12 protein-coding genes are annotated in these 12,066 nt (G+C 73.0%); 5 read left to right on the top strand and 7 right to left on the bottom strand.

Features of this window, described 5'->3' with window-relative positions; genetic code table 11:
- Positions 1–132: 132 nt before the first annotated feature.
- The 4 genes from ABZS42_RS31345 to ABZS42_RS31330 form a co-directional block, all read right to left on the bottom strand.
- Positions 133–1,164, bottom strand: a complete 1,032-nt coding sequence (locus tag ABZS42_RS31345; protein ID WP_355151497.1) for a GntG family PLP-dependent aldolase — start codon at positions 1,162–1,164, stop codon at positions 133–135.
- A 104-nt stretch (positions 1,165–1,268) separates the two neighbouring features.
- Positions 1,269–2,675: a class II 3-deoxy-7-phosphoheptulonate synthase gene (locus tag ABZS42_RS31340; RefSeq protein WP_355151495.1), complete on the bottom strand. Its 1,407-nt coding sequence runs from the start codon at positions 2,673–2,675 to the stop codon at positions 1,269–1,271.
- A gap of 96 nt (positions 2,676–2,771) precedes the next feature.
- Positions 2,772–3,260, bottom strand: a complete 489-nt coding sequence (locus ABZS42_RS31335) for a hypothetical protein (protein ID WP_355151493.1) — start codon at positions 3,258–3,260, stop codon at positions 2,772–2,774.
- A 166-nt stretch (positions 3,261–3,426) separates the two neighbouring features.
- The gene (locus ABZS42_RS31330; RefSeq protein WP_355151491.1) at positions 3,427–5,004 is read right to left on the bottom strand and encodes a glycosyl hydrolase family 18 protein; all 1,578 of its coding nucleotides are present in this window, start codon (positions 5,002–5,004) and stop codon (positions 3,427–3,429) included.
- A 244-nt stretch (positions 5,005–5,248) separates the two neighbouring features.
- On the opposite strand from ABZS42_RS31330, the gene ABZS42_RS31325 reads away from it, so the two are divergent.
- The 4 genes from ABZS42_RS31325 (at position 5,249) to ABZS42_RS31310 (ending at position 8,358) form a co-directional block, all read left to right on the top strand.
- Positions 5,249–5,743, top strand: a complete 495-nt coding sequence (locus tag ABZS42_RS31325) for a glutathione peroxidase (protein WP_355151489.1) — start codon at positions 5,249–5,251, stop codon at positions 5,741–5,743.
- 146 nt (positions 5,744–5,889) lie between these two features.
- Positions 5,890–6,570: an NADPH-dependent F420 reductase gene (locus ABZS42_RS31320; protein WP_355151487.1), complete on the top strand. Its 681-nt coding sequence runs from the start codon at positions 5,890–5,892 to the stop codon at positions 6,568–6,570.
- Positions 6,571–6,820: 250 nt separating this feature from the next.
- On the top strand, positions 6,821–7,675 hold the full coding sequence (locus ABZS42_RS31315; protein ID WP_355151485.1) for a DUF4397 domain-containing protein: 855 nt from the start codon (positions 6,821–6,823) through the stop codon (positions 7,673–7,675).
- Entirely contained in the window at positions 7,672–8,358 is a 687-nt protein-coding gene (locus ABZS42_RS31310; protein ID WP_355151483.1) for a class F sortase, read from the top strand. The genes ABZS42_RS31315 and ABZS42_RS31310 overlap by 4 nt, the downstream gene beginning before the upstream one ends.
- Positions 8,359–8,368: 10 nt before the next feature.
- Here ABZS42_RS31310 and ABZS42_RS31305 read toward each other — a convergent pair whose 3' ends face one another.
- On the bottom strand, positions 8,369–9,754 hold the full coding sequence (locus ABZS42_RS31305) for a hypothetical protein (protein ID WP_355151481.1): 1,386 nt from the start codon (positions 9,752–9,754) through the stop codon (positions 8,369–8,371).
- Positions 9,751–10,101 (bottom strand): DUF2203 domain-containing protein, encoded by a 351-nt coding sequence (locus ABZS42_RS31300; RefSeq protein ID WP_355151479.1) that lies wholly within the window; start codon positions 10,099–10,101, stop codon positions 9,751–9,753. Before ABZS42_RS31300 ends, ABZS42_RS31305 begins: the two co-directional genes overlap by 4 nt.
- A 134-nt stretch (positions 10,102–10,235) precedes the next feature.
- Here ABZS42_RS31300 and ABZS42_RS31295 point away from each other — a divergent pair, with 134 nt between their 5' ends.
- Complete coding sequence (locus tag ABZS42_RS31295; RefSeq protein ID WP_355151477.1) at positions 10,236–11,528, top strand: DUF1343 domain-containing protein; 1,293 nt, start codon at positions 10,236–10,238, stop codon at positions 11,526–11,528.
- Between the two features lie 15 nt (positions 11,529–11,543).
- Here the strand turns inward: ABZS42_RS31295 and ABZS42_RS31290 are convergent.
- Positions 11,544–12,066 (bottom strand): pyrroline-5-carboxylate reductase dimerization domain-containing protein (locus ABZS42_RS31290; protein WP_355151475.1); only part of this gene is annotated, 523 nt, incomplete at its 5' end.

Raw genomic sequence — 12,066 nt, 5'->3', positions numbered from 1 at the left:
CTCACCGGTCCAGGGGGTGCGAGTGCTCACTCGCCCGCAGCTACCGGACATCGAGTCTGCCTCCCGACCGACCCGACACCTCCCATTAGGGGGTGGGGTGGGTGGGGGGTGGGCAGGGTGGGTGGGGGTGGGTTAGCGGCGGAGGATGCTGGTGAGGATGTTCACGGCCCGGTCGATACCGGCGTCGTCGACATCCATGTGGGTGACCAGCCGGGCGGTACGCGGGCCGAGCACCGAGATCAGCAGCCCTGCCTCCCGCGCGGCGGCGGCCAGCGCGTGGGCGTCGAGGGGCGACTTGGACAGGTCCAGCGGCACGATGTTGGTGCGCGCCGCAGTGGCGAGCACACCGAACGGTGCGATCGCCTCGGCGAGGCGGGCGGCCTTCGCGTGGTCCTCGGCGAGCCGCTCGACGTGGTGTGCCAGCGCGTACCGGCCGGCCGCGGCCAGGATGCCGACCTGCCGCATGCCGCCTCCCATCCGCTTGCGGATGAGCCGCGCCCGCTCGATCTTCTCGGCGCTGCCGACGACCAGCGACCCGACCGGCGCGCCGAGGCCCTTGGAGAGGCAGACCGACATGGTGTCGAAGACCCGGCCGTACTCGATCAGCGGCACCCCGTCGGCGACGTGGGCGTGCCAGATCCGGGCGCCGTCACAGTGCAGCGCGAGCTGCGCGTCGTCGGCCACGCGTCGCAGCTCACGCAGGGTGGCCAGCGGGATCACCCCGCCGCCGCCCCGGTTGTGGGTCTGCTCCACGGCGATCGCCCGGGTCGGGACCGCGAAGTAGCCGTCCGGCCGGATCATGGCGGCGACCACGTCCGGGTCGATGTCCGCGCCGACCGCCGGCCAGGTCCGCGACGAGATCCCGCCGTACGCTGCCGCGGCGCCGATCTCGTAGGTGACCACGTGGGCGTCCGCGTCGCAAAGCAGCTCGTTGGCGGGTGGCACCACCAGCTGAAGGGCGATCTGGTTGGCCATCGAGCCGCTCGGGGCGAAGAGCGCCGCCTCGTGCCCGAAGAGCGCGGCGACCTCGGCCTCGAGGGCGGTGACGGTGGGGTCCTCGCCGTAGACGTCGTCACCGACCTCGGCGGTGGCCATGGCCTCCCGCATCCCGGGGGTGGGCCGGGTGACGGTGTCCGAACGCAGGTCGATCAGGCTGTCAGCCACAGTTGTCCTTTCGGCTGCCGGCTGCGGGGCTCGCAAGTCCACGGCTCGCCGCAGCCACAGTCTCTTCGGCTGCGGCTGCGAGGCTCGCAGGCTCACTCCTCGCCTCAGCCACGCAGCATCTCCGCTACCAGGAAGGCCAGCTCCAACGACTGCTGGGTGTTCAGCCGCGGGTCGCAGGCCGTTTCGTACCGGCCGGGCAGGTCGAGATCCTCGATGCCCTGGGCGCCGCCGAGACACTCGGTGACGTCCTCACCGGTCAGTTCCACGTGCAGGCCACCGGGGTGGGTCTCCAGGTTCCGGTGGACCTCGAAGTAACCGAGCACCTCGTCCACGATGCGGTCGAAGTGCCGGGTCTTGTAACCGTTGGACGACTCGTGCGTGTTGCCGTGCATCGGGTCGCACTGCCAGACCACCTTCGCGCCGGCCGCGGTGACCTTCGCCACGATGGGCGGCAGCGCGTCGCGTACCAGGTGGTTGCCCATCCGGCTGATGAGGGTGAGCCGGCCCGGGATGTTGTCCGGGTTGAGCTTCTCGCAGAGTTCGATCGCCTCGTCCGGCGTGGTGGTCGGGCCGAGCTTGACCCCGATCGGGTTGGCGATGCGGGAGATGAAGTCGATGTGTGCGCCGTCGAGCTGGCGGGTGCGCTCCCCGATCCAGAGGAAGTGCCCGGAGAGCCCGTACGCCCGGCTGCCGGAGACCCGGGTCAACGCCCGGTCGTACTCCAGGGCGAGCGCCTCGTGGGAGCAGTAGAGCGTGACGGTGCGCAGCGCTTCCTCGTCGGTCATCCCGCAGGCCCGGATGAAGGCGATGGCGCGGTCGATTTCCCGGGCGATCGCCTCGTAGCGCTCGCCGGCCGGGGACTGCTTGACGAAGTCCTTGTTCCAGTCGTGCACCGCGTGCAGGTCGGCCAGCCCGCCGGCCAGGTACGCCCGGAGCATGTTCATGGCTGCGGCCGAGTTCGCGTACGCCCGGATCATGCGCTGCGGGTCGGCGGCCCGGGCCTCCGGCGCGGCCTCCAGCGAATTGATCATGTCGCCGCGGTACGCGGGCAGCCCGCGCGCGTCGGTCGGCAGCGACCGGGGCTTGGTGTACTGCCCGGCCACCCGGGCGACCTTGACCACCGGCAGGGAGGCGCCGTAGGTCAGCACGATCGCCATCTGGAGCAGCGTGCGGGCATTGGCCAGCAGGTGGTTCTCGGTGTTGTCGGCGAACGTCTCGGCGCAGTCGCCGCCCTGGAGCAGGAACGCCTTGCCCTCGCACACCAGCGCGAGCCGCTGCCGGAGCTGGTCGACCTCGTAGGGGGCGACCACCGACGGCACGGTGTCGAGCACCTTGCACACCTCGGCCACCTTCGCCGGGTCCGACCACGGCGGGACCTGCTGGCGGGGCAGGTCGCGCCAACGGTCCAGGCCGAGCGCCGCGTCCTCCGCGGAGTCGACGGTCGGACGGCTGGTCTGCAGCCCGGGGCCGCCCACCGCGGGATGGCTCAGCTGATGCCACTCATGGCGCATGACAGAAAGCGTACGGCGACCGCGGCGCGGGCCGGTCGTCGAGGGGCATCGTTTCCGGCAACTGGGAGATCTCCGACGGCAGGGGATCGACGCGGATCAGGACGCGGGCGTACCGGACGGGCTGGGGGTGGCGGTGCCGGGCGCCTCTCCGGAGATGCACCAGTCGGCCCCGTCCCGCGTGACGGTGAACATCAACGGCCGGACGACCTTGCGCGAACCGACGGCGACCGTGACGGAGACGTCAACCTGCTGGCCCCGGGGGCCGGACCGGATGTCGGTGATGGCTGCCGACGGCACCTTGAAGTGGTCCGCGAAGTCGCCGTTCGGGCCGGTGGCCGCCGCGTCGAACGCGTCGTGCATCACCGCGCAGAGCTGGCTGCGCCCGGCGTCCACGTCCTTGGCGACCATCGCGTCGAGGTAGGCCTGCACCCGTTCACGGGACTTGGCGTCGGCCTCGTCCGCGGGCGCCTGGTCGGGCTTCGGCGGCTCCTCGGTCTCCCCACCGAGGCCGCAGCCCGCGAGAGCGGTCGGCAGGATCGCGAGCGCGAGGGCGGCACCCGCCAGTCTCCGGTGCGTCACACCCATCAACCCCTCCCCTCCGCCGCGGCACATCGAGCCATGCCGAGCGGCGAGTCTGTCACATCGACCTTGAGGGTGGACAGGGGCACCCGCGACACCCGGTGCGACACGCCGGGCGGGGAGGGACGATGCCGTCCCTCCCCGCCGGGTGGGTGGTGCGTCGGCCCACGGCTCAGCCGAGACCGCCCTTGATGGCGCCGATCAGCTCACCGTTGCCGGTGTCACCGGAGAGCTCCCAGAAGAACGCGCCACCGAGGCCCTGGTTGTTCGCGTACGTCATCTTTCCGTTGATCGTGGCGGGGGTGTCGTAGCTCCACCAGTTGCTGCCGCACTTGGCGTACGCCGTGCCGCCGACGGTGCCGGTGGCCGGGCAGCTGTTCTTGAGGACCTTGTAGTCCTCGATGCCCGCCTCGTAGGTGCCCGGTGCGGCGCCGGTGGCGCTGCCGCCGGGGGCCGCCTGGGTGACACCGCTCCAGCCCCGGCCGTAGAAGCCGATGCCGAGCAGCAGCTTGTTCGCCGGGATGCCGTTGCTCTTGAGCTTCTGGATCGCCGCGTCCGACCAGAAGCCCTGCTGCGGGATGCCGGGGTACGAGTTCAGCGGCGAGTGCGGGGCGGTCGGGCCCTGCGGGTTGAAGGCGCCGAAGTAGTCGTACGTCATCGGCATGATCCAGTTGAGGTGCTGCGCGGCGCCGGCGTAGTCGGTCGCGTCGATCTTGCCGCCGTTGCTGCCGTCGGCGGTGATCGCCGCGGTGACCAGGGCGTTCGAGCCGAACTTGGCGCGCAACGCGGAGACGACGTTCTTGAACGCGTTCGGGCCGCTGCTGTCACAGCTCAGCCCGCAGGCGTTCGGGTACTCCCAGTCGACGTCGATGCCGTCGAAGACGTCCGCCCAGCGCGGGTCCTCGACGAGGTTGTAGCAGCTCTCGGCGAACGCGGTGGGGTTCTGCGCGGCCTGGGTGAAGCCGCCGGACCAGGTCCAACCGCCGAAGGACCAGATCACCTTCAGGTGCGGGTACATCTGCTTGAGCTTGCGCAGCTGGTTGAAGCTGCCGCGCAGCGGCTGGTCCCAGGTGTCCGCGACGCCGTCGACGCTGTCCGCGGCGGTGTACGCCTTCTCGTAGTCGGCGTAGCTGTCACCGATCGCGCACCGGCCGCCGGTGGTGTTGCCGAAGGCGTAGAGGATGTGGGTCAGCTTCGACGCCGAGCCGCTCGTGTGGATGTTCTTCACGTGGTAGTTGCGGGCGTACACGCCCCACTCCGCGAAGTAACCCACGATCTTCTTGCCACCCGGGTCCGGCGGGTTGGTCGGGGGCGGGGTGGTGGGCGGCGGGGTCGTCGGCGGGGTGCTGCCGCCACCGCAGGAGGCGCCGTTGACGGTGCAGTTCAGCGGGGCCGCGTACGGGCCGCTGCCGTTGTAACCCCAGCTGAAGGAGGCGCCGGGCGCGAGCGGACCGGCCCAGCTCTTCTTCACCGCGACGTAGTGGTTGCCGCTGCGGGTCACGTCGGCGTCCCAGGAGCTGCTGATGCTCGTGCCCGCCGGCAGATCGAACTCGATGCGCCAGGTGCTGACCGATACGTCGGAGCCGTTGGTGATGGTCACCTTGGCCTCGTGGCCGGTCCCCCAGTCCTGCACCTTCGTGAACGTGGTGGTCACGCTTCCCGCTCCGAACGCGCTGGCGACCGGCGCGAACGTGGCGGTCAGCGCAACCACGGCGCCGACCCAGAGAGTTCGGCGAAGTGATCCCTTCATGTGGCGGCTCCCCAACAGTAAGGAAACTTTCCAAAATGTTGGTGAGACGCTACTCACGGCGTCATCACTTAGTCAAGATGTACATGTTTCGATTTCTTCAGTCCTCGAAACACCCGGTCCACGACGCTGGACCCACAGCGCGGCCGGCGCCGCCAGGTGGCACCGCCGGCTGCGGCGACACGACACCCGGCGGCGCGGGAGCGCCGCCGGGCGCGCTGGGGACGGGCGGCGATAGCCTCGACCGATGACGGTTTTCGACATTTCGATCGATAGCTTGAACGGCGGCCCGGCCGACCTCGCCCAGTACCGCGGACGTGCCCTCCTGGTGGTCAACGTCGCCTCACGCTGTGGTCTGACTCCGCAGTACGCCGGCCTCCAGGCCCTCGCCGACGAGTACGCCGATCGCGGCCTCACGGTGCTCGGGGTTCCGTGCAACCAGTTCGGCGGGCAGGAGCCGGGCACCGCCGAGGAGATCAACGACTTCTGCCAGGTCAACTACGGCGTCACCTTCCCGCTCACCGAGAAGGTCGAGGTCAACGGGCCCGGCCGGCACCCGCTCTACAGCGCGCTGGTCGACACCCCGGACGCCGACGGTCACACCGGCGACGTGCGGTGGAACTTCGAGAAGTTCCTGGTCGCCCCGGACGGCACGGTGGCCGCCCGCTTCGCGCCCACGGTGACGCCCGACTCCGCCGAGCTGCGCGCCGCGGTCGAGAAGGTGCTTCCCGGGCCGGCCTGAGCCCCGACCGGATACCCGGACGGGTGGCCGGCCGCGACGCAGCCGGCCACCACCGAGGCCCGGCAGTACCGTGTCCGAGGTGGGAACGATCACCCTTGCCGGCCGATGAGGAATTCGGACCACGGTGGACGGAGTTGGCACCAGACATGACGACCTTGGGACTCATTGGCAGCGGATACATCGGTGGAACCCTGGCCCGGCTGGCAGTGGACGCCGGCTACGACGTGGTGCTCAGCAACTCGCGCGGGCCGGAGACCCTGCGCGACCTGGTCGACGAGCTCGGCCCACGGGCCCGGGCGGCCACTGCGCTGGAGGCGGCGCAGGCCGGTGACCTCGTGGTGGTGAGCGTCCCGCTGAAGGCGTACACCGCCGTGCCGCCGGAGCCGCTGGCCGGCAAGGTCGTACTGGACACCAACAACTACTACCCGCAGCGTGACGGGCAGATCGCGGAGCTGGACTCCCAGGCGACGACCAGCAGCGAACTGCTCCAGCGCCATCTCCCGCAGGCCCGCGTGGTCAAGGTCTTCAACAACATCAACTTCCGGCACCTGCGGACCCTGCCCCGGCCGGCCGGCACGGCCGACCGGAGCGCGCTGCCCATCGCCGGCGACGACGCGGACGCGAAGGCCGTGGCAACCGCCTTCCTGGACCGGATCGGCTACGACACCGTGGACGCCGGACCGCTCGCCGAGGGCCGGCGCTACGAGCCCGGCACCCCGGCGTACGGCGTCATCTACTCCGCCGACCCGACCGACTGGGAGCACGAGGCGCCGGCCGGCTCGGAGAAGGTGCGGCAGGCGCTGGCGGCCGCCGACTCCGCCGCCTGAGCCTGCGCACCACCGCCCGACGAGGCACGGGACCGGGCCTGCCCGCCCGGTCCCGCCGCGTCCTCAGCCGCCTCCGGCGCACCGCTGCCGCTGCGCCGGCCGATCCGACGGCAACGGCCCCGGGCCGGCACCGAAGCAGACGCATTGACCGTTCTCGGCGTGTCGCGTTGGTGACGGTTGCATCCCAGTCCCGTGGACGGGACGCTATCGCCCGGACGCATCCCGTTGACCGGACGCACCCGGAGGCGACATGCACCTGCTCCGCGCCACGCCACGCCGCCTGCTCGCTGGAGCCGGAGCGCTCCTGCTCGGCGTCGCGTTCCTGACCACCACGGCCGCGCCGGCGAGTGCGGCCGGCCCCGGCTACGTCCGGCTCGCCCACCTCTCCCCCGACACCCCCAGCGTCGACGTCTACCTGGCCGCCCCGGACGGGGCGGAGCCGCAGGTCTTCCCCGGCGTGGGCTACGGCGTGGTCTCCGACTACCTGCCGCTGCCCGTCGGGCGGTACGCGGTGGCGATGCGCGAGGCCGGCGAGCCGGCCAGCGATCCGCCCGTGCTCACCACCGAGGTCGCGGTGGCCAGCGGTGCGGCGTACACGGTGGCCGGGGTGGGACGCCATGCCGACCTGGGGCTGCGCGTGTTGCACGACGACCTCAGCGCGCCGGAGGGAGGCCGGGCCAAGGTACGCGTCGTACAAGCCTCCGTGCGTGCGCCGGTGCTCGACGTGGCCGTCGCCGACGGTCCGACCATCGCCGACGGCGTCCAGTTCGCCACGACGACCGACTACCAGCTCGTCGAGCCGGGCCGCTGGCGGCTGCGACTGTCCGGCAGCGGCGGCCCGACCACCCAGTCGGAGGTCCGGCTGGCCGGCGGCACCGTCTACTCGCTGCTCGTACTCGACGCGAAGGACGGCGGGCTCACCACCGAACTGCGGCGCGACGCGCAGGGCGGCACGGTGATCCCCGCCGGCGGGGTGGAGACCGGGGCCGGTGGCACCGCCGGCCCCGGGCGCTGGACGTACCCGGCCGGCACCGCCGGGCTGGCCGGCCTGGCGCTGGTCGGCGGCCTGGTGCTGGTCCGCCGCCGGCGGCGCACCACCTGGTGAGCCCCGCACGCGGCCCGGCGGTCCGCCGGCACCGGCAGCCCCGGCCACCGGTGACCGCGCTGGTCGCGTTCGGCGCGGCGCTCTGCCTGGCCGCCGGGAGCGGGGTCGGCCGGGCCGCCACCGGGCCTCCTCCACCGCCCACCGCGCGGGACGCGCCGCCGGCCGCCACCGGGCAACCGCCCAGCGGCGGGCGGCCCGGCTGCGCGGGCGGGTGCGGGTCGGCCCCTCCCGCGCCATCCGGCACGCCCACCCGGGTACGCGTACCCCGCATCGGCGTCGACTCCCCGCTCACGGTGCTCGGCCTGGACCGTGACCGCGCCCTGGTGCCGCCGGCCGACTTCGACGTCGCCGGCTGGTACGGCGACGGCCCGGCACCCGGCGACCCCGGCCCGGCGGTGCTCGCCGGGCACCTGGACTCGCGTCGTGGCCCGGCCGTCTTCGCCCGTCTCGACGAACTGCGCGCGGGCGACACCGTCGAGGTGCGGCGCGGCGGGCAGTGGCTGCCGTTCCGGGTCACCGGATCGCAGCGCACCCGCAAGGACCGCTTCCCCACCGCCGCCGTGTACGGTCCGACGCCCGGTCCCGAGCTGCGCCTGATCACCTGCGGCGGCGACTTCGACCGGCGGCGCCGCCACTACGTCGACAACGTGGTGGTCTTCGCGGTCGCCGAGCCGGCCCGTTGACGTCTCGCGGTCACCGCCGCCGCCCGTCTCCGACCTGCGCGCGCGACCGGCGGCACTGTCCACAGGGGTGACGGGCCACGACGCTGTACGCGCCGACCAGCAGGCCGGGCAGCGCGCCCAGCAGCCAGCCGGCCGGGCGTGGTGCTTCCACGAGCCGGCCCACCAGACCGTCGACCTGCGGTGAGCCGGCAACTAGGTACTCCCCTTGCTCGCCGGAGCAGGCGACGGTCCACCGCCCGGGCGTGGGCACCCGAAAGGTGCCCACCCAGCGGTAGCTGACGCTGTCGCCGTAGCGCACAGTGCCGAGCACCGGCGAGAGGTCCACCCTCGTCCCGTCCAACGACACGGCGTGGCAGTCGCGGACCTCCGTCGGCCCGACGGCGAAGACGGCCAACCGGCCGGCGTCCGCCATGGGCAGCTCCGCCGCCGACCCGACGGTGGCGCTGGTACCGATCCCCTCGGCGATGTCGCCGGTCGCGTGCAGCGCGCCGGTCCCGATCACCACCGGGGCCAGCGCCAGCCCGGCGACGATGAGCCCGACCGCGCAGGCGTACCACCGCCGACCTGGCACGACACGACCGGCTGCCGGACCGCCGGCCGCGTCGTGCGCCTGGTGCTCGGCGCGGCCGGCCGGGCCGCCGTCCCCGCCGGGGCCGCCGTCCACGGCCAGGCCGGTCGCCACGACCGGGCCGCCGACCCCGCCCGGCCGGAGCGCGGCTGACCCGGCGGCAGCCAGCACCGCGACCAGTACGCCGCCGGCCAGGACCAGTCCGGCCGGCCAGTACCGGTAGGTCCACGTCACGCACTCCGCGGGCACCACGCTCACGCAGCCGGGCACATCGTGCGGCTGCCCGACGCCGAACAGCCAGGCCGGGGCGGCCGAGAACGGCCCGAGCCGGACACCCGACCAACGTGACGACAGCTCGGCGAGGGCCAGCACTGCCAGCAGCAGCGCCAGGACCGCTGGTTGCCGCCACAGTGCGCCTAGGGCGACACCGAATGCCCCGGCCAGCAGTGCGAGCGTCAGGCCCCGCCACGGCAGGGCGTGCAGCGCACCGTCGACCGCGACCGGTACGACGAGGCGGTGGAAGAGCTGTGCGGCCGCGAGGTAACCGGCGGCGAGCAGCCCGGTTCCGGACAGCCCCACGGCGAGCCGCACCGAAAGGCGGTCGGCGGGACGACGAGCGCCGTAGCGGGCCGCGAGCAGGAACGCGCCGACCGCGGCGACCACGACCGAGGCGGTGGTGACCGTACGCAGGTCCGCCCGCCAGCCGGTGCGGCGGGTGGCGTCCAGTACGGGCAGGGTGAGCAGCAGGGCGGCGGTGGCGACACCGAGGACCCGGCCGGGCCACGGCAGAAGGCCCCGCGCCGCGTGGCGCAACGCCCCGCCGCTCATACCGGACGGCGACCGGCGAAGCCGCACTCGACGCGGTGGTACCAGCGGATGTCCGGATCCCCCTCCAACCAGCACCAGAGCACCGGCCGGCCGTTGCGCTCGCCGGCGAAGTCGAGCAGCACCGGGGCGATGCCCTTGACCTGGATGCCGTGCTGGTGCAGCTCGTCGAGGACGGCGTGCAGCCGGGCCTCCAGGGCCTTGGCCTCGGCCCGGCCGCCGAACGGGCTGGTGCCCTGCTCGGCCAGGTCGGCGTGGAGTTCGGCCAGGTCGGCGCGGAGCCGGATCAGCTCGTCGACACGCGGGCGCAGGGTGGCGACCAGCTGCCGCGCCTGGGCGAGGGTGAACATCCGGCAAGTATGGCGCTCCGCCGGTGTCCCGGTCACCCGCCCGCGGCTCCCACCCGCGCCGCCGCTGTAGCTAACCTTCCTTGACGTGGCATCGACGTGTAGCTAAGTTTCGAGCAACCGACGGGAGGTGGACCGTGGAGCGCAGACGATTCCTGACAGGTGCGAGCGCGGTGACCGCGGGGGTGGTCGCCGCGGCGGCGCCCGGCTCGCCCGGCCTCGCGACACCCGGGATCCGCCGGGTGCAGACCGGCCTCGACGTGCTGGTCCGGTCCCGCTTCGCCGAGCTGGCCGACCAACGGGTCGGCGTGATCTCCAACCCCACCGGGGTGGACTCGGCGTACCGGCACCTGGTCGACCTGATGCACGACTCGGGCGAGGTACGGATCGCCGCGGCGTTCGGCCCCGAGCACGGCTTCCGTGGCTCCGCGCAGGCCGGCGGCAGCGAGGGCACCGGCGTCGACGCCCGGACCGGGATCACCGTGTACGACGCGTACGGCGCCTCCCAGGCGAAGTGGGAGAGCATGTTCGCCGAGGCCGGGGTCGACACCGTCGTCTTCGACATCCAGGACGTCGGCGCCCGGTTCTACACCTACATCTGGACCATGTACACCTCGATGGCCGCCGCCGCCCGCACCGGCAAGCGGTACGTGGTGCTGGACCGTCCGAACCCCATCGGCGGAAGCGCCCGCGGCCCGATGATGACGCCGGGCTACACCTCGGGCGTGGGGCTCAAGGAGATCGTCCAGCAGCACGGGATGACCGTGGGCGAGCTGGCCCGCTTCTTCAACGCGAGGTTCCTCCCCGCCGAGGCCGGCGGTCCCGTCGACCTGCACGTCGTCCGGTGCCGCCACTGGAAGCGCGACGCGCTGGCGGCCGACACCGACCTGCCCTGGGTGATGCCGAGCCCGAACATGCCCACCCCGGACACCGCGCTGGTCTACCCCGGCACCGGCCTGTTCGAGGGCGTCGCCTCGCTCACCGAGGGCCGGGGCACCTGCCGGCCGTTCGAGCTGATCGGCGGCCTGGCCGACGACTTCGACTACCACTGGAGCGACCGGCTCAACGCCCGGGACCTGCCCGGCGTCGAGTTCCGCGAGGCGTACTTCACGCCGACCTCGGCCGGGCAGAAGCCGGCGCTGCTCAACAAGCTCTGCGCGGGCGTCGAGGTGAAGGTGGTCGACCGGGCCGGCTACGACCCGATCCGGACGGCTGTCGCGATGCTGGTGGAGGCGCACCGCTACCCGGCGTTCGCCTGGCGGCAGGACTCCTGGGACACCGCCCGGCCGTACTGGATCGACAAGCTCACCGGCTCACCCCGGCTGCGCACGATGATCGACGCGGGGGCGGACGTGGACGACGTGGTCGGCGCCTGGGCCGACGAGCTGGCCGCGTTCGAACGGGCCCGCCGCCCCCACCTGCTCTACTGAGGGCGCGCCGGGGGCTCAGTCGGCCTGGCCGGCGAGCTCCCGGGCGCGGTCCCGAGCCGCTTCGAGGGCGGCGAGCAGCGCCGCCCGTACGCCGTGCTTCTCCAGCTCGCGTACGGCCGAGATGGTGGTGCCGGCGGGCGAGGTGACCGCCTCGCGCAGCTTCACCGGGTGCTCGCCCGAGTCGCGCAGCATCACGGCCGAGCCGATCGCGGTCTGCACGATCAGCTCGTGCGCCACCTGCCGCGGCAGGCCGAGCAGGATGCCCGCGTCGATCATCGCCTCGACCAGCAGGTAGAAGTAGGCCGGGCCGGAGCCGGAGAGCGCGGTGACCGCGTCCTGCTGCGACTCGGGAACCCGGACGGTCGCGCCCAGCGGCTTGAACATCTCCTCGGCCACGGCCAGGTGCGCCTCGGTGGCGTGGGCGCCCGCGGAGATGGCGGTCAGTTGGTTCTCCCCGGAACCCCCACCGCCGGTCAACCGGTTGGGCAGGATCGTCCGCAACGAGGAGGTGCCGTCGTGCAGGACACCCGCGCTCTCG

The organism is Micromonospora sp. NPDC005367, from assembly GCF_040606825.1.
Taxonomy (GTDB): Bacteria; Actinomycetota; Actinomycetes; order Mycobacteriales; family Micromonosporaceae; genus Micromonospora.
The sequence above is the reverse complement of the archived record's forward strand: the minus strand, read 5'-3'. Positions and strand labels throughout refer to the sequence as shown.

Excerpts from the sequence above, each read along its gene's own strand:
- ABZS42_RS31340 (WP_355151495.1), bottom strand. The coding sequence starts at position 2,675 with ATGCGCCATGAGTGGCATCAGCTGAGCCATCCCGCGGTGGGCGGCCCC.
- ABZS42_RS31335 (WP_355151493.1), bottom strand. The coding sequence starts at position 3,260 with ATGGGTGTGACGCACCGGAGACTGGCGGGTGCCGCCCTCGCGCTCGCG.
- ABZS42_RS31330 (WP_355151491.1), bottom strand. The coding sequence starts at position 5,004 with ATGAAGGGATCACTTCGCCGAACTCTCTGGGTCGGCGCCGTGGTTGCG.
- ABZS42_RS31325 (WP_355151489.1), top strand. The coding sequence starts at position 5,249 with ATGACGGTTTTCGACATTTCGATCGATAGCTTGAACGGCGGCCCGGCC.
- ABZS42_RS31320 (WP_355151487.1), top strand. The coding sequence starts at position 5,890 with ATGACGACCTTGGGACTCATTGGCAGCGGATACATCGGTGGAACCCTG.
- ABZS42_RS31315 (WP_355151485.1), top strand. The coding sequence starts at position 6,821 with ATGCACCTGCTCCGCGCCACGCCACGCCGCCTGCTCGCTGGAGCCGGA.
- ABZS42_RS31305 (WP_355151481.1), bottom strand. The coding sequence starts at position 9,754 with ATGAGCGGCGGGGCGTTGCGCCACGCGGCGCGGGGCCTTCTGCCGTGG.
- ABZS42_RS31300 (WP_355151479.1), bottom strand. The coding sequence starts at position 10,101 with ATGTTCACCCTCGCCCAGGCGCGGCAGCTGGTCGCCACCCTGCGCCCG.